The sequence below is a fragment of the Streptomyces sp. WP-1 genome (assembly GCF_030450125.1).
Taxonomy (GTDB): Bacteria; Actinomycetota; Actinomycetes; order Streptomycetales; family Streptomycetaceae; genus Streptomyces; species Streptomyces incarnatus.
Window position 1 is genome coordinate 3,206,346 of the sequence record NZ_CP123923.1, and the last position, 15,070, is coordinate 3,221,415.

Consider the following 15,070-nt stretch of genomic DNA (forward strand, 5'->3'; position numbering starts at 1 on the left):
AACGACAAGACAACGATCCCAATCCCGTGAGGTCTGTCATCTACGCGCGTAGGCGAGAAGCGGCTACCCTCGTCCACGTGAACGCATCTCTTCTTCCGGACGACATCCAGGGCGACCCGTACGCCGCCGCCGACGCCGCCGCCGCGCGCCTGCGCGAACTGACCGGGGCCGAGACCCACGACGTCGCCCTCGTGATGGGCTCCGGCTGGGCTCCAGCCGTCGACGCCCTCGGCGCTCCCGACGCGGAGTTCCAGGTCACCGAGCTGCCCGGCTTCCCGCCGCCGGCCGTCGAGGGGCACGGCGGCAAGATCCGCTCGTACACCTTCGGCGACAAGCGCGCCCTCGTCTTCCTGGGCCGTACCCATTACTACGAGGGCCGTGGCGTCGCCGCCGTCTCGCACGGCGTCCGTACGGCCGTCGCCGCCGGCTGCAAGACCATCGTGCTCACCAACGGCTGCGGCGGTCTGCGCGAGGGCATGCGCCCCGGCCAGCCGGTGCTGATCAGCGACCACATCAACCTCACGGCGACCTCGCCGATCGTGGGCGCGAACTTCGTGGACCTGACCGACCTGTACTCGCCGCGGCTGCGCGCCCTGTGCAAGGAGGTCGACCCCAGCCTCGAGGAGGGTGTCTACGCGCAGTTCCCCGGCCCGCACTACGAGACTCCGGCCGAGATCCGCATGGCCCGCGTCATCGGCGCGGACCTGGTCGGCATGTCCACGGTCCTGGAGGCCATCGCCGCGCGCGAGGCCGGCGCCGAGGTCCTGGGCATCTCCCTGGTCACCAACCTGGCCGCGGGCATGACCGGCGAGCCCCTCAACCACGAGGAAGTCCTCCAGGCCGGCCGCGACTCGGCCGCCCGCATGGGGACGCTGCTGGCCCAGGTGCTGCAGAAGCTGTAGTCCGGGCGACCCTCCGGACACCGGGGCCCGGGCATCGGGCGGCCTGGACACCGGGGGACCTGGCCGCGCCCCGGGAGCACGGGGGCTTCCGGGGACTCAGGTGAGGGTCGGGGCGTGCGCGTCTCTGGCGGTGCCGGGTCCCGCACGCGCCCGGCCGGTGCCGGGGGCGCGGGTGTCCCGGGCCGTGGGGCGGGTGACGCGCATGTCCCGGCCGGTGGCCCAGGGGGTGCGCGCGATCCGGACGGGTGCCGGGGGGGCTCGGACCGTCCAGCCGGATGCCGGATGCCCGGTGGCTCGGGCCGTCCGGCCGGGCGCCGGGTGGCACGGACCATCCGGCCGGGCGCCGGGGGGGCTCGGGCCGTCCAGCCGGGCCTCGGGTGGCACGGACCATCCGGCCGGATGCCCGGTGGCTCGGGACCGTCCAGCCGGACCCGGGGGGCACGAGCCGCATAGCCGGGCGCCGGGGCATGAGCGTCCCGGTCGCCGACGGCGGACAGCGGGCGCGGCCCCCGGACGGGCGGACAGCGGGCGCGGTCCCCGGACGGGCGGACAGCGGGCGCGGCCCCCGGACAGACGGCGGACAGCATGCGCGGCCCCGAACAATTGAGACCCAAGCCGCCCCGCCCTCACCCGTTCACCTCCCGGCCGAACGAGTCGGTGGGCGGACGGGCGAGGCATCGGCAAATACAGGAGAGGTTGATCCCAAGGTGCACGATCTGATCGCGCGGGCCAGCGCATGGCTCGCCGAGGACCCCGACCCGGACACCCGCGCCGAACTCGCCGAGCTGATCGAGGCCGGCGACGAGAAGGAGCTGGCGGCACGTTTCGCCGGCACCCTCCAGTTCGGCACCGCCGGCCTGCGCGGTGAACTCGGTGCCGGTCCGATGCGCATGAACCGCAATGTCGTCATCCGCGCCGCCGCCGGCCTCGCCGCGTACCTGAAGAAGAACGGCACCCCCCACGGGGGCCCCGACGCCGGCCTGGTCGTCATCGGCTACGACGCCCGTCACAAGTCCGCCGACTTCGCCCGCGACACCGCCGCCGTGATGACCGGCGCCGGTCTGCGTGCCGCCGTACTCCCCCGCCCGCTGCCCACCCCCGTGCTCGCCTTCGCGATCCGGCACCTGGGCGCGGTCGCGGGCGTGGAGGTCACCGCCAGCCACAACCCGCCCCGGGACAACGGCTACAAGGTGTACCTGGGCGACGGCTCCCAGATCGTGCCCCCGGCCGACGCGGGCATCGCCGCCGAGATCGACGCGATCGCCTCCCTGAACGACGTACCTCGCCCGGAGTCCGGCTGGCAGACCCTGGACGACGCGGTCCTGGACGCCTATCTCGCCCGTACCGACGCCGTACTGGCCCCCGGCTCCCCCCGTTCCGCCCGCACCGTCTACACCGCCATGCACGGCGTCGGCAAGGACGTCCTCCTCGCCGCCTTCGCCCGCGCCGGCTTCCCGGAGCCCGTGCTGGTCCCCGAACAGGCCGAGCCCGACCCGGACTTCCCGACGGTCGCCTTCCCCAACCCGGAGGAGCCGGGCGCGATGGGCCTGGCGTTCGGCCGGGCCCGCGCGACCGACCCCGACCTGGTCATCGCCAACGACCCGGACGCCGACCGCTGCGCCGTGGCCGTCAAGGACGGCGGCGAGTGGCGGATGCTGCGCGGCGACGAGGTCGGCGCGCTGCTCGCCGCCCACCTGGTGCGCCGGGGCGTCCAGGGCACCTTCGCGGAGTCGATCGTCTCCTCCTCCCTGCTCGGCCGGATCGCCGGCAAGGCGGGGCTGCCGTACGAGGAGACGCTCACCGGCTTCAAGTGGATCGCCCGCGTCGACGGTCTGCGCTACGGCTACGAGGAGGCCCTCGGCTACTGCGTGGACCCCGAGGGTGTGCGCGACAAGGACGGCATCACCGCGGCCCTGCTGATCACCGAACTGGCGTCCGGGCTGAAGGAGGAGGGCCGCACCCTCCTCGACCTTCTGGACGACCTCGCCGTCGAGCACGGTCTGCACGCCACCGACCAGCTGTCCGTGCGCGTGCAGGACCTCTCCCTGATCGCCGACGCGATGCGCCGCCTGCGCGAGCAGCCCCCGACGCGGCTGGCGGGCCTGGCCATCACCCGGGCGGAGGACCTGACCCGGGGCACGGAGACGCTGCCGCCGACGGACGGCCTGCGCTACACCCTGGACGGCGCCCGTGTCATCGTCCGGCCCAGCGGCACCGAGCCGAAGCTGAAGTGCTATCTGGAGGTCGTCGTACCGGTTCCGGACCGGGCCGGCCTCCCGGCAGCGCACGCCCGCGCGAAGGAACTCCTGGAGGCCGTCAAGCGCGACCTCTCCGCGGCCGCCGGCATCTGAAACCGCCGGAGCCGACGGAAAACACGCGAGGCACCGGAAAAGCAAGGGGCACCCCCGGATCCCGATCCCAGGGGTGCCCCTCGTGCGTACCGGCGCCGCGCACCGGCCGCGTACGGCTCGCTCGCCCTCTCCTCAGCCGCCGGTCGCCAGCAGGATCACCAGCAGCACGGCGCCCGCCAGCGTCGGCGCAGCCACCTCGTAGGCCCAGCGGATCGTCGTACCGCCCTGGGCGGGCTCCTCGTTCCCGCGCCGGTCCAGGAGGTCGCGCAGGTCGTCCATGACCTTGTCGCCCTCCGCGCGGCTCGGCCCGACGTCGGCGCCGCGGGCGGCGAGCCCGCCGAAGCCGACGCCCCTGGCGCCGATCCCGCCGCCGAGCCCCGCGCTGCCCGTCGCCGACCGCCGTGCCGCGGACGCCGCCCGCCGCTCGGCCTTCTTGCGGCCGCGCAGCGACACGGGGACGGCCCACAGCTGGTACTTGGCGCCGGACTTGGTGCGCACCTCGTTGGTGAAACTGGAGCGCAGCGCCTCGACCTCGGTCCACGGCACGGTGATCACCCGGTACGGGTTGCGGATCCGCAGCCGTTCCTCGTTGGCGAACACGGCCGGGCGCAGCGTGAAGGCGATCACCAGCGGCAGCACCAGGATCATCGTGGCCAGCGCGAGCCACGGGGTGCGGCCGTGGCCGTTGAACAGCGCGTCGCAGCCCAGCCAGGCGACGACCGCGAGCAGCAGCAGGCCGCCCGCGAGCCCCATCGGCGAGCGGTAGATCCGGTCCTTCACGGCGGGCACCGGAGGCTGCGACGCGGGTGGCTTGTTGTCCGGGGTCGTCATGGCCCGATTGTGCATGACGCCGCGGCGGGCGCCGCCATGTGCCCCGGCACCCGTATCCATCCGTGATCTCCCACGGTCCTCACGCACCGCGAGGACCCGGAGACCGTCCCCGGAACCGACCCGGAGACCAACCCCGGAACCGACCCGGAGACCAACCCTGGAACCGACCCGGGATCAACCCTGGAACCGGTCCGGAAACCGGTCCGGGGGTGTACAGCCGCTACGCGCGTAGATATGCTCGTCTGGTGACCATGCCCACCACTGCACCCCCCGCACATGCGCTCGCCGACGTCACCGCGTCCGACAGCACGCTGCGCCGCTTCCTGCACGGGCTGCCCGGCGTCGACACGGTCGGCCTGGAGGCGCGCGCCACGTCGCTCGGCACCCGTTCCATCAAGACCACCGCGAAGGCGTACGCCATCGACCTCGCCATCTCGATGGTCGACCTGACGACGCTGGAAGGCGCGGACACCCCGGGCAAGGTCCGGGCGCTCGGCGCCAAGGCCGTCCACCCCGATCCGACCGACCGCACCGCCCCGACCACGGCCGCGGTCTGCGTCTACCCGGACATGGTGGCCGTCGCCAAGGAGGCCGTCGCCGGTTCCGGCGTCAAGGTCGCCTCGGTCGCCACCGCCTTCCCGGCCGGCCGCGCCGCCCTCGACGTGAAGCTGGCCGACGTGCGGGACGCCGTCGCCGCGGGCGCCGACGAGATCGACATGGTCATCGACCGCGGCGCGTTCCTCGCGGGCAAGTACCTGAAGGTGTACGACGAGATCGTCGCCGTCAAGGAAGCCTGCGGGACGAGCGCCCGGCTGAAGGTCATCTTCGAGACCGGCGAGCTGTCGACGTACGACAACATCCGCCGCGCCTCCTGGCTCGGCATGATCGCCGGCGCCGACTTCATCAAGACCTCGACGGGCAAGGTCGCCGTCAACGCGACGCCCGCCAACACCCTTCTGATGCTGGAGGCGGTGCGCGACTTCCGCGCCCAGACCGGCATCCAGGTCGGCGTGAAGCCGGCCGGCGGCATCCGCACCAGCAAGGACGCCATCAAGTTCCTCGTCCTGGTCAACGAGACGGCGGGCCAGGACTGGCTGGACAACCACTGGTTCCGCTTCGGCGCCTCCTCGCTGCTCAACGATCTGCTGATGCAGCGTCAGAAGCTGGCCACCGGCCGTTACTCCGGCCCCGACTACGTGACGGTGGACTGATCACCATGGCATCCGCATCCGCATTCGAGTACGCACCGGCGCCCGAGTCCCGCTCCGTCGTCGACATCGCGCCCTCCTACGGCCTGTTCATCGACGGCGAGTTCACCGACGCGACCGGCGGCAAGGTCTTCAAGACCGTCTCGCCGTCCACCGAGGAGGTGCTGTCGGAGGTCGCCGAGGCCTCCGAGGAGGACGTCGACCGCGCCGTGAAGGCCGCCCGCAAGGCCTTCGAGAGGTGGTCCGCACTGCCCGGCGCCGAGCGCGCCAAGTACCTGTTCCGCATCGCCCGGATCATCCAGGAGCGCAGCCGCGAACTGGCCGTCCTGGAGACGCTGGACAACGGCAAGCCGATCAAGGAGACCCGCGACGCGGACCTCCCGCTGATCGCGGCCCACTTCTTCTACTACGCGGGCTGGGCGGACAAGCTCGACCACGCGGGCTTCGGCGCCGAGCCGCGGCCGCTGGGCGTGGCCGGCCAGGTCATCCCGTGGAACTTCCCGCTGCTGATGCTGGCCTGGAAGATCGCCCCGGCGCTCGCGACCGGCAACACGGTCGTGCTGAAGCCCGCCGAGACCACCCCGTTGTCCGCCCTGTTCTTCGCGGACATCTGCCGCCAGGCGGGCCTGCCCAAGGGTGTCGTCAACATCGTGACCGGTGACGGGCGCGCCGGCGCCGCCCTGGTCGCGCACCCGGACGTGAACAAGGTCGCGTTCACGGGTTCGACGGCGGTCGGCAAGGCGATCGCGCGGACCGTGGCCGGCACGCGCAAGAAGCTCACCCTCGAACTCGGCGGCAAGGGCGCGAACATCGTCTTCGACGACGCCCCGATCGACCAGGCCGTCGAGGGCATCGTGAACGGCATCTTCTTCAACCAGGGCCAGGTCTGCTGCGCCGGCTCGCGGCTGATCGTCCAGGAGTCGATCCAGGACGAGCTGCTGGACGCGCTCAAGCGCCGCCTGTCCACACTGCGCCTGGGCGACCCCCTGGACAAGAACACCGACATCGGCGCGATCAACTCCGCGGAGCAGCTGGCCCGGATCACCGCGCTGGCCGACGCGGGCGAGGCGGAGGGCGCCGAGCGCTGGTCCCCCGCCTGCGAACTGCCGGACGCCGGTTACTGGTTCGCGCCGACGCTCTTCACGAACGTCACCCAGGCCCACACCATCGCCCGCGAGGAGATCTTCGGCCCGGTGCTGTCGGTCCTCTCCTTCCGCACCCCGGACGAGGCGGTCGCCAAGGCGAACAACACGCAGTACGGCCTGTCGGCGGGCATCTGGTCCGAGAAGGGCTCCCGCATCCTGGCCGTCGCGAGCAAGCTGCGCGCCGGTGTCGTCTGGTCCAACACGTTCAACAAGTTCGACCCCACCTCGCCGTTCGGCGGCTACAAGGAGTCGGGCTTCGGCCGCGAGGGCGGCCGCCACGGCCTGGAGGCGTACCTCGATGTCTGACGCACGACTTTCCGTCTTCAAGACCTACAAGCTGTACGTGGGCGGCAAGTTCCCGCGTTCCGAGAGCGGCCGGGTGTACGAGGTGACGGACGCGAAGAACAACTGGCTGGCCAACGCCCCGCTGTCCTCCCGCAAGGACGCCCGGGACGCGGTGGTCGCGGCCCGCAAGGCGTTCGGCGGCTGGTCCGGCGCGACCGCCTACAACCGCGGCCAGGTCCTGTACCGGGTCGCGGAGATGCTGGAGGGCCGCCGCGAGCAGTTCGTGCGCGAGGTGACCGAGGCGGAGGGCCTGTCGAAGTCCAAGGCCGCGGCCGTCGTGGACGCCGCGATCGACCGCTGGGTCTGGTACGCCGGCTGGACCGACAAGATCGCCCAGGTGGTCGGCGGCGCGAACCCGGTCGCGGGCCCGTTCTTCAACCTCTCCTCGCCGGAGCCGACGGGCGTGGTCGCCGTACTCGCGCCCCAGGACTCGTCCTTCCTGGGCCTGGTCTCGGTCCTCGCCCCGGTGATCGCCACCGGCAACACGGCCGTCGTCATCGCCTCCGAGAAGGCCCCGCTCCCGGCCCTCTCCCTCGCCGAGGTGCTGGCCACGTCCGACGTCCCGGGCGGCGTGGTGAACATCCTCTCCGGCCGCCCCTGCGAGATCGCGCCCTCGCTGGCCGCGCACCAGGACGTGAACGCGATCGATCTCGCGGGCGCGGACGAGGAGTTGGCCAAGGAGCTGGAGATCGCCGCCGCCGACAACCTGAAGCGCGTCCTGCGCCCCCAGGACGTCGACTTCACCCAGGCCCCCGGCACCGAGCGCCTGACGGCCTTCCTGGAGACGAAGACCGTGTGGCACACGACGGGGGCACTGGGCGCGGCGGGTTCGTCCTACTGACGGGGCTCGGGCGGGGAACCACTGCCGTCGGCCGGGTGCGGCCCGTACCCGCGGGTCGTACCCGGTTGACCGCGCGGCTCCTCGCGCGCGCCCTTTCGGGGCGCTCCTAGTGGCTCAGCCCCGCCAGCACCTGCCCCACCACCGGCAGGCTCCCCAGGGACTGGGCCTCGGCGATCGGGGCGGTCAGCATCTGGGAGCCCACCGGCTTGAAGTCGGCGACCTGGGTGCCCACTCCGTTGTCGAGGGGGTCGACGCCGGTGCCCGCGAGGGGGTTGGGCTTGAGGCCGGCGACCGGGCCGGTGACGTAGCCGACCGTGCCGGTGAGGACCGTGAGGCCGGCCTGGGGGTCGATGTTGCCCAGGGAGGTCGGCCGCCACGGCACGTGCACCAGGGGCGCGTCCGTGTCCGCGTGGGCCGTCGCCGCGCCCGCGCCCAGCGCCGCACCGGCGGTCACGAGGGCGAACAGGGCACGGCGCGCGGTGGGGTGCTGGGGCTTGCTGTGTCGGGCCATCGCTGGTGCCACCTTCTGGTGCGCAGGGTAATGATGTCGCGACACAGGGTAGTTGAGAGATGGCCCGCGCTTCAAAAGCGAACCGCGGGGTCGGCAGGCGCCACGCCATGCGTCAAACTGGTGTTCCGTGAGCATTCATCCCCCGTCCCCCGCCCGTGTCGTGCTGCTGTGCGGCCCCTCGGGTTCGGGCAAGTCCCTGGTCGCCGCCCGTTCCGGGCTGCCCGTCCTGCGCCTGGACGACTTCTACAAAGAGGCCGACGACCCGACTCTGCCCCTGGTGGAGGGGAGTTCGGACATCGACTGGGACCACCCGGACTCATGGGACGCGCAGGTCGCCCTCGACGCCATCAGCCGCCTGTGCGCCACGGGTTCGACGCCGGTGCCGGTGTACGACATCTCGCTCAGCGCCCGTACCGGCGAGGAGACGCTGCGGCTGGACCGTACGCCCCTGTTCATCGCGGAGGGCATCTTCGCCGCGGAGATCGTCGGACGCTGCCGGGACCTCGGCGTCCTCGCCGACGCGCTCTGCCTGAACCGGGGCGCGGTCACCACCTTCCGGCGGCGCTTCGTGCGCGATCTGAAGGAGGGCCGCAAGTCGGTGCCGTTCCTGCTGCGCCGCGGCTGGCGGCTGATGCGCGCGGAGCGCACGATCGTCGCCCGCCAGGTCGCGCTGGGCGCGTACCCGTGCGACCGGGACGAGGCCCTGCGCCGGCTCACGATCGCCGAGTGGGCCGGCAAGTACACCACCGCCGGACGGCGGCACCGGGAGGCGGAGCGGTAGGACGGGCGGAACGACGGAGAGGGGCCGAGCCGGACCTGATGGTCCGGCCGGCCCCTCTCCGATTCCTCCCCCGTACCCCGTGTCCCCCGCTCCCCCGTTGCCCCTCCCCCATGAGCCGACGGCCGACGGGCCCACGGGCCACCACCCCCACAGCGGCTGTCCCGTGTTCCCCGTCGCCCCCGTCACTCCCCCGTGCTTTCCGGACCGCCCCCCAGCGGCCCGGCCCCCGTTCCCCCGAGGTTCCCCCGTGTCTCCCCCGTACCTCAGGCGACCAGCTCGCCGAAGGCGTTCTCCTCGTCACGGCCGAAGCTGAGGACCTCGTCCTCGCGCAGCCGGCGCAGCGAGCGCCAGATGCTGGACTTCACCGTGCCGACACTGATGTTGAGTATGTCCGCGATCTCCGGGTCCGTACGGCCCTCGTAGTAGCGCAGGACCAGCATGGTGCGCTGCAGCTCGGGCAGCCGGGCCAGCGCCTGCCACAGGACCGCGCGCAGCTCGGTGCCGCGCATCGCGTCCGTCTCGCCGGGCGTCTCGGGCAGTTCCTCGGTCGGGTACTCGTTGAGCTTGCGGCGCCGCCAGGCGCTGATGTGCAGGTTCGTCATCGTGCGCCGCAGGTAGCCGCCGACGGCCGCCTTGTCGCTGATCCGCTCCCACGCCCGGTAGGTCGAGAACAGCGCGCTCTGGAGCAGGTCCTCGGCCTCGAAACGGTCGCCGGTCAGGTGGTAGGCGGTGGCGTACAGGGAGGCGCGGCGCTCCTGGACGTAGGCGGTGAACTCCGCCTCCGTCAGCGAGCGGCGCTCCCCCGTGCCCTCCTTGTACGCGCTTCCCCCCTGCGTGTCCCCCGTACGCGCGTCGATCACGGACATGTAGGGCTGCTGCCCGTACCCGCCGTGCTGACGCCCGGTGCCGCGCGCGCACCCCCGCCCTCCCCCACGCTCGAACACACTCGCGCGGGAGGTACCCCCATCAGCACCGGACTTCTCCGAACCCCGGTGCACGTCGTGCAGACGCGTGACCACTGCGCTGGTGCTGATGCTGTGCAGCGTGTTCATCTCGCGCTCCCCGTCGTGGACTTCCGGTGCTTCTGTCCTGCTCCGGGCCTCGCCCGGTCGTACTCCGGGCTGTTCCGGCCAGTTCGGCCGGATCCGGCTGCTCGCCGTGCCCGTGACGAAAAGCCTGCCGGGGTGACTTCATCGGTGTGTCCCCCGACTGTCACAGACCTGTCACAGGGCCCTCGGCCGTCGGCGCCGTCACAGGAAGTGCACAGCAGGTGGCGCTAGCGCGGAGCGGCTCGTGGGGATACTGCGGGGCTGTGGCCGACAGGTCGTACGACACCCCGTCCATGGGCCAGAATGAACGGGTGCCTTCCCTGTTGCTGATCGAGGACGACGACGCCATCCGTACGGCCCTGGAGCTCTCACTGACGCGCCAGGGACACCGTGTGGCCACCGCTGCCAGCGGCGAGGACGGTCTGAAGCTGCTGCGCGAACAGCGGCCGGACCTGATCGTGCTGGATGTGATGCTGCCCGGCATCGACGGGTTCGAGGTGTGCCGGCGCATCCGGCGCACGGACCAGTTGCCGATCATCCTGCTGACCGCGCGCAGCGACGACATCGACGTGGTCGTCGGACTGGAGTCCGGTGCCGACGACTATGTGGTCAAACCGGTCCAGGGCCGGGTGCTGGACGCCCGGATCCGCGCCGTGCTGCGGCGCGGCGAGCGCGAGTCCAGCGACTCGGCGAGCTTCGGCAGCCTGGTCATCGACCGCTCGGCGATGACCGTGACGAAGAACGGCGAGGACCTCCAGCTCACCCCGACCGAGCTGCGGCTGCTCCTGGAGCTGAGCCGGCGGCCCGGCCAGGCGCTGTCCCGCCAGCAACTGCTGCGGCTGGTGTGGGAGCACGACTACCTGGGCGACTCCCGCCTGGTGGACGCGTGTGTGCAGCGGCTGCGCGCCAAGGTGGAGGACGTGCCCTCGTCCCCGACCCTGATCCGCACGGTCCGTGGTGTCGGCTACCGCCTGGACAGTCCTCAGTGAGCGATACGCGAGGGGGGCTGCGCGGCTGGTCCGCGGGGCGCAAGGGGGGTCTGTCCCGGCTCAGGTTCACCAGTCTGCGGCTGCGGCTCGTCGTCGTCTTCGGCCTGGTCGCGCTCACCGCCGCGGTGTCGGCGTCGGGCATCGCCTACTGGCTGAACCGTGAGGCGGTGCTCACCCGCGCCCAGGACGCGGTGCTGCGCGACTTCCGCCAGGAGATGCAGAACCGCGCGGGCGCGCTGCCCGCCCACCCGACCCAGGACGAACTCCAGCGCACCGCGGGGCAGATGGCGTCCAGCAGCCAGAGCTTCAGCGTGCTCCTGGTCGGCCAGGACACACAGGGCAAGACGGTGTACGGCAACTCCGGTGGCATCAACGGGTTCTCCCTGGAGGACGTGCCCAAGTCGCTGCGTGAGGCGGTGGGCCGGCAGCAGGAGATCAGCGACGCCAACAAGCAGCCGTACCACCTGTACTGGCAGCGTGTCGTGGACCACGGCACGCCGTATCTGGTCGCCGGTACGCGGGTGATCGGCGGCGGTCCGACCGGCTACATGGCGAAGTCCCTGGAGCCGGAGGCGAAGGATCTCGACTCGCTGGCCTGGTCGTTGGGGATCGCCACCGGTCTCGCGCTGATCGGCGCCGCGCTGCTCGCGCAGGCCGCCGCCACGACCGTACTGAAGCCGGTGCACCGCCTCGGCGTCGCCGCCCGGCGCCTCGGCGAGGGCAAGCTGGACACCCGGCTGCGCGTGTCCGGGACGGACGAACTCGCTGATCTCTCCCGGACGTTCAACAACGCGGCGGAGGCGCTGGAGAAGCGGGTCGCGGACATGGCGGCGCGGGACGACGCCTCCCGGCGCTTCGTCGCCGACATGAGCCATGAGCTGCGTACGCCGCTGACCGCCATCACCGCCGTCACGGAGGTGCTGGAGGAGGAGCTGGACGCGGACGCGGGCAGCATGGACCCGATGATCGAGCCGGCCGTCCGCCTGGTCGTCAGCGAGACCCGCCGCCTGAACACCCTGGTCGAGAACCTCATGGAGGTCACCCGCTTCGACGCGGGCACCGCCCGGCTGGTCCTGGACGACGTGGACGTCGCCGACCAGATCACCGCGTGCATCGACGCCCGCGCCTGGCTGGACGCGGTGGAGCTGGACGCCGAGCGCGGCATCCACGCCCGCCTCGACCCGCGCCGCCTCGACGTGATCCTCGCCAACCTGATCGGCAACGCCCTCAAGCACGGCGGCTCGCCGGTCCGGGTCGCGGTGCGCGAGGAGTCCGACTCGGTGGTCATCCAGGTCCGCGACCACGGCCCCGGCATCCCCGAGGACGTCCTCCCGCACGTCTTCGACCGCTTCTACAAGGCCAGCGCCTCCCGCCCCCGTTCGGAGGGCAGCGGCCTCGGCCTGTCCATCGCGATGGAGAACGCGCACATCCACGGCGGCGAGATCACCGCGGCCAACTCCCTTGAGGGCGGCGCGGTGTTCACGCTCCGATTGCCCCGGGACGCCTCGGAACTGACCGAGGAACCGGACGGGAGCACCGAGAAGAAGGACGGCGACGCCGACACGACGCAGGGGAAGGAGGGGCGATGACGACGGTACGACACCGACCACGGCACGGGCGCCGCTGGCTCGCCCTGCCCCTCCTGGGCGCCCTGCTCACCGGCTGCGGCATCCGCGCCACCCAGGTACCGACCGACTTCGGCCCCGCGCCCTCCCGGGTCCCGTGCTCCCTGACGGGCTCGGGCCAGGCGGCGCAGCAGGGCGTCCCCGTCCAGGTCTTCCTGCTGTGCGGGGCGTCCCTGGTGACGGTGGACCGTACGGTACGAGTCCCGGAGGGCACCCCCGACGCCCGCCGCCGCGTGATGGTGGCCCAGGGCCTCCTGGACCAGCTGGCCACGGCCCCCTCGTCGGCGGAGCGCTCCGCGGGCTACACCACGTACGTGCCGGGCGGCCTGACCGTCTCCGGACCCGCCCCGCACGACCCCGAGGACACCCTCCGCCTGAGCGCCACCCCCGCCCACCTCCCCTCCGCCGCCCTGGCCCAACTGGTCTGCACCCTCTCGGACTCCGCCGCGACGGAGGGCGACGGCTCCGTCATCCTGGGCGGCCCCGCCCCCGCCCCCCTGCGCCGCTACGCCTGCACGGACGACGTCCGCAACCACCCGAGCACGACGGCACCACCGACGAGCGACGTGCCGGAGGGGATGGGCTAGCGGGCTTCCGGCGGCGGGCGGGGGCGGCGTCGGTCGCCAGACGGCGTCCCCTGTGTCGTGCCCGTCGACGACAGCAAGGTGGGCGACGGCCCCGTGCCGGTGGTCGGGGCGTCGGTGTGGGTGCGTTCATCGCTCACGCGGCGACGGGCTTGCAGACGAACCCGCTCAGCGCCGAGAGGACCTCCCAGCCGAGCGCTTCGTACAGCGTCCGACCCTGAACGGTCGCACCCAGAACGCCTGTGGGCACCCCGCTCCCGACGGCCGCGCCGGTGAGCGTGCCCATCATCACCGTTCCGAGGCCGCGGCGCCGGTGCGCCGGTGCGGTGACGGTCCGGTCGAAGACGCAGGCGGTGTCGGTCGGGGCAGCCGCCGGGACACGGGCAGTCCTTCGGTCCACGGCCGCGCGGTCCCCACCGGCCCCTTCAGGACACGCCTCCCGGCTCAGGACATGCCTCCCGCCTCAAGCTGATCGACCAGACGTTCGACGGCCAGCTCACATCCCGATGCGGAACCGATCGTACGAACACACGCGTCTTGGGGGACGTGCAGGGTCAAGGGGACTTCGGCGGCATCGCCGCCATCCGCGTCCGGACGGCAGGGGGCATCCTCCTCCTCGCCCACATCGCCTTCGTCGCCTGGCTGATGCTGCGGCCACTGGACGTGCCCTGGGTGACGCCGCCCAACCTGCGCCCGCTGGCCGGTATCCGCGCCGACCTGGCGCTCGGCTGGCCGGCCGCGGTGAAGCCGCTCGGCGAGGGGCTCGGGCTGCTCGCGCCGCTCGGGGTGCTGCTGCCGATGGCACACGGCCGGCTCACCGTCTCCCCGCTCGCCTCGCTGCTGCGTACCGCCGCCGCGGCCTGCCTGATCTCGCTCGGCATCGCCCTGCTGCAGACCGGGGTGCCGGGCCGGGTGGTGGACGTCGACTCGCTGCTGCTGAACACGGCCGGGGCGATAGCGGCCCACCTGCTCGTCGTCCCGGTCGGCCGTGCGCGTCTGCGCAGGTGGGAGCGGCTGCACGAGCGCCCGGCGGCGGAGCCGGCCACCCTTCAGGAGGGGCTTTCTCAGGGGCGGACCCCGACGATTCCCAGGGTCGGAATCGCTCCTTAGGGTGACGCTTCGTCCCCTTCGTGTCCGTATCGTCGTAGACAGCTGATCGAGTCGACCGACGACCACGGAGGATGTCATGACCGCCCTTGCCCGACCCACCCACGGCCGCATGATCGGCGGAGTGTGCGCGGGCCTGGCCCGCCGCTTCGGCACCTCCGCCGCCACGATGCGCGTGATCTTCGTGCTGTCCTGTCTGCTGCCGGGTCCTCAGTTCCTGCTCTACATAGCCCTGTGGATCCTGCTGCCGTCCGAGGACAAGGCCCGCGCCTCCAGCTGGTGACACCGCGCCGCCGGAGCGCTCCGGTCGGATCCGGAACGCCCCGGCGGCGTCGGGGTGGCGGCGGTGTCAGCCGAGCGGGATGCCGTTGACACCCATGCCGTGGGTGGGCAGGCCCGTGCTGCCGAGCGGCAGTCCGCCGAGCAGCCCGGTCGGCCCCTGCGCGAGCACCCGCTGCACGGCCGGCTTCGCGGCGGCCACACCGGAGGCCACGGCGCCCTGCCCCTGGGTGAGCGCCTCGACGGTCCCCGGCAGCGCCTTGGCGACCTGGGTGGCGTCGGGGGCGGCGGGGGCCGCGTTGGCGGCGCCCGCGCCGACGGCGGCGAAGGCGGCACCGAGGGCGGCGACACCGAGGGTCTTGACGGCAGACTGCTTCATGGTGAGTGCGTCCTTGAATGCGGAGACGGAAAACTTCAGGAGCGGTCCATGACCGTAAACGCGCCGCACCCGGACCCGCAAACACCAAAATGCGGACACCTGGTGAAAGCGTGTCCGCATTCCGCGCCGCGAGAGGCGGCCAC

At 72.5% G+C, this 15,070-nt stretch carries 16 protein-coding genes; 11 read left to right on the forward strand and 5 right to left on the reverse strand.

The window, feature by feature from the left end; all coding sequences use genetic code 11:
- Nucleotides 1–77 precede the first annotated feature (77 nt).
- Nucleotides 78–902 carry a purine-nucleoside phosphorylase gene (locus QHG49_RS13675; protein ID WP_145483206.1) on the forward strand — a complete coding sequence of 275 codons (825 nt, stop codon included), beginning with the start codon at nucleotides 78–80 and terminating at the stop codon, nucleotides 900–902.
- Between the two features lie 707 nt (nucleotides 903–1,609).
- Nucleotides 1,610–3,253 carry a phospho-sugar mutase gene (locus QHG49_RS13680; RefSeq protein WP_301489890.1) on the forward strand — a complete coding sequence of 548 codons (1,644 nt, stop codon included), beginning with the start codon at nucleotides 1,610–1,612 and terminating at the stop codon, nucleotides 3,251–3,253.
- Nucleotides 3,254–3,385: 132 nt separating this feature from the next.
- Here the strand turns inward: QHG49_RS13680 and QHG49_RS13685 are convergent, their stop codons facing one another.
- Nucleotides 3,386–4,084, reverse strand: a complete 699-nt coding sequence (locus QHG49_RS13685) for a PH domain-containing protein (RefSeq protein WP_159704425.1) — start codon at nucleotides 4,082–4,084, stop codon at nucleotides 3,386–3,388.
- 251 nt (nucleotides 4,085–4,335) lie between these two features.
- Between QHG49_RS13685 and deoC the strand changes: the two genes are divergently transcribed.
- The 3 genes from deoC to QHG49_RS13700 are packed head-to-tail and all read left to right on the forward strand — an operon-like array spanning nucleotide 4,336 to nucleotide 7,623.
- A complete protein-coding gene (gene deoC / locus QHG49_RS13690; protein ID WP_037656117.1) occupies nucleotides 4,336–5,295 on the forward strand; it encodes a deoxyribose-phosphate aldolase in 960 nt (319 codons plus the stop codon).
- Nucleotides 5,296–5,300: 5 nt separating this feature from the next.
- Nucleotides 5,301–6,743 (forward strand): aldehyde dehydrogenase family protein, encoded by a 1,443-nt coding sequence (locus QHG49_RS13695; RefSeq protein WP_301489892.1) that lies wholly within the window; start codon nucleotides 5,301–5,303, stop codon nucleotides 6,741–6,743.
- Complete coding sequence (locus QHG49_RS13700) at nucleotides 6,736–7,623, forward strand: aldehyde dehydrogenase family protein (protein WP_301489893.1); 888 nt, start codon at nucleotides 6,736–6,738, stop codon at nucleotides 7,621–7,623. The genes QHG49_RS13695 and QHG49_RS13700 overlap by 8 nt, the downstream gene beginning before the upstream one ends.
- Before the next feature lie 106 nt (nucleotides 7,624–7,729).
- Here QHG49_RS13700 and QHG49_RS13705 read toward each other — a convergent pair whose 3' ends face one another.
- Nucleotides 7,730–8,134, reverse strand: a complete 405-nt coding sequence (locus QHG49_RS13705; protein ID WP_145483192.1) for a hypothetical protein — start codon at nucleotides 8,132–8,134, stop codon at nucleotides 7,730–7,732.
- Between the two features lie 127 nt (nucleotides 8,135–8,261).
- On the opposite strand from QHG49_RS13705, the gene QHG49_RS13710 reads away from it, so the two are divergent.
- Nucleotides 8,262–8,915, forward strand: a complete 654-nt coding sequence (locus tag QHG49_RS13710; protein WP_301489896.1) for a uridine kinase — start codon at nucleotides 8,262–8,264, stop codon at nucleotides 8,913–8,915.
- A 263-nt stretch (nucleotides 8,916–9,178) separates the two neighbouring features.
- Here the strand turns inward: QHG49_RS13710 and QHG49_RS13715 are convergent, their stop codons facing one another.
- On the reverse strand, nucleotides 9,179–9,967 hold the full coding sequence (locus QHG49_RS13715; protein ID WP_145483189.1) for a SigE family RNA polymerase sigma factor: 789 nt from the start codon (nucleotides 9,965–9,967) through the stop codon (nucleotides 9,179–9,181).
- Between the two features lie 308 nt (nucleotides 9,968–10,275).
- Here QHG49_RS13715 and afsQ1 point away from each other — a divergent pair, with 308 nt between their 5' ends.
- The 3 genes from afsQ1 to QHG49_RS13730 are packed head-to-tail and all read left to right on the forward strand — an operon-like array spanning nucleotide 10,276 to nucleotide 13,165.
- A complete protein-coding gene (afsQ1, locus tag QHG49_RS13720) occupies nucleotides 10,276–10,953 on the forward strand; it encodes a two-component system response regulator AfsQ1 (protein ID WP_145483186.1) in 678 nt (225 codons plus the stop codon).
- On the forward strand, nucleotides 10,950–12,542 hold the full coding sequence (locus QHG49_RS13725; RefSeq protein ID WP_301489900.1) for a HAMP domain-containing sensor histidine kinase: 1,593 nt from the start codon (nucleotides 10,950–10,952) through the stop codon (nucleotides 12,540–12,542). Before afsQ1 ends, QHG49_RS13725 begins: the two co-directional genes overlap by 4 nt.
- Nucleotides 12,539–13,165 carry a hypothetical protein gene (locus QHG49_RS13730; protein WP_159704413.1) on the forward strand — a complete coding sequence of 209 codons (627 nt, stop codon included), beginning with the start codon at nucleotides 12,539–12,541 and terminating at the stop codon, nucleotides 13,163–13,165. Before QHG49_RS13725 ends, QHG49_RS13730 begins: the two co-directional genes overlap by 4 nt.
- A 133-nt stretch (nucleotides 13,166–13,298) precedes the next feature.
- Here QHG49_RS13730 and QHG49_RS13735 read toward each other — a convergent pair whose 3' ends face one another.
- Nucleotides 13,299–13,562, reverse strand: a complete 264-nt coding sequence (locus QHG49_RS13735; protein WP_301489903.1) for a GNAT family N-acetyltransferase — start codon at nucleotides 13,560–13,562, stop codon at nucleotides 13,299–13,301.
- A gap of 146 nt (nucleotides 13,563–13,708) precedes the next feature.
- On the opposite strand from QHG49_RS13735, the gene QHG49_RS13740 reads away from it, so the two are divergent.
- Nucleotides 13,709–14,272: a VanZ family protein gene (locus QHG49_RS13740; RefSeq protein ID WP_159704410.1), complete on the forward strand. Its 564-nt coding sequence runs from the start codon at nucleotides 13,709–13,711 to the stop codon at nucleotides 14,270–14,272.
- Nucleotides 14,273–14,348: 76 nt separating this feature from the next.
- Nucleotides 14,349–14,552 (forward strand): PspC domain-containing protein, encoded by a 204-nt coding sequence (locus QHG49_RS13745; RefSeq protein ID WP_145483173.1) that lies wholly within the window; start codon nucleotides 14,349–14,351, stop codon nucleotides 14,550–14,552.
- Nucleotides 14,553–14,618: 66 nt separating this feature from the next.
- On the opposite strand, the gene QHG49_RS13750 is transcribed toward QHG49_RS13745, so the two are convergent.
- The gene (locus QHG49_RS13750; RefSeq protein WP_037656097.1) at nucleotides 14,619–14,927 is read right to left on the reverse strand and encodes a hypothetical protein; all 309 of its coding nucleotides are present in this window, start codon (nucleotides 14,925–14,927) and stop codon (nucleotides 14,619–14,621) included.
- Nucleotides 14,928–15,070: the final 143 nt, after the last annotated feature.

Bases quoted from the DNA above. Each gene is read 5' to 3' on its own strand.
- QHG49_RS13750 (WP_037656097.1), bottom strand. From the start codon at position 14,927: ATGAAGCAGTCTGCCGTCAAGACCCTCGGTGTCGCCGCCCTCGGTGCC.
- QHG49_RS13715 (WP_145483189.1), bottom strand. From the start codon at position 9,967: ATGAACACGCTGCACAGCATCAGCACCAGCGCAGTGGTCACGCGTCTG.
- QHG49_RS13700 (WP_301489893.1), top strand. From the start codon at position 6,736: ATGTCTGACGCACGACTTTCCGTCTTCAAGACCTACAAGCTGTACGTG.
- QHG49_RS13685 (WP_159704425.1), bottom strand. From the start codon at position 4,084: ATGACGACCCCGGACAACAAGCCACCCGCGTCGCAGCCTCCGGTGCCC.
- QHG49_RS13695 (WP_301489892.1), top strand. From the start codon at position 5,301: ATGGCATCCGCATCCGCATTCGAGTACGCACCGGCGCCCGAGTCCCGC.
- QHG49_RS13705 (WP_145483192.1), bottom strand. From the start codon at position 8,134: ATGGCCCGACACAGCAAGCCCCAGCACCCCACCGCGCGCCGTGCCCTG.
- QHG49_RS13745 (WP_145483173.1), top strand. From the start codon at position 14,349: ATGACCGCCCTTGCCCGACCCACCCACGGCCGCATGATCGGCGGAGTG.
- deoC (WP_037656117.1), top strand. From the start codon at position 4,336: ATGCCCACCACTGCACCCCCCGCACATGCGCTCGCCGACGTCACCGCG.
- QHG49_RS13730 (WP_159704413.1), top strand. From the start codon at position 12,539: ATGACGACGGTACGACACCGACCACGGCACGGGCGCCGCTGGCTCGCC.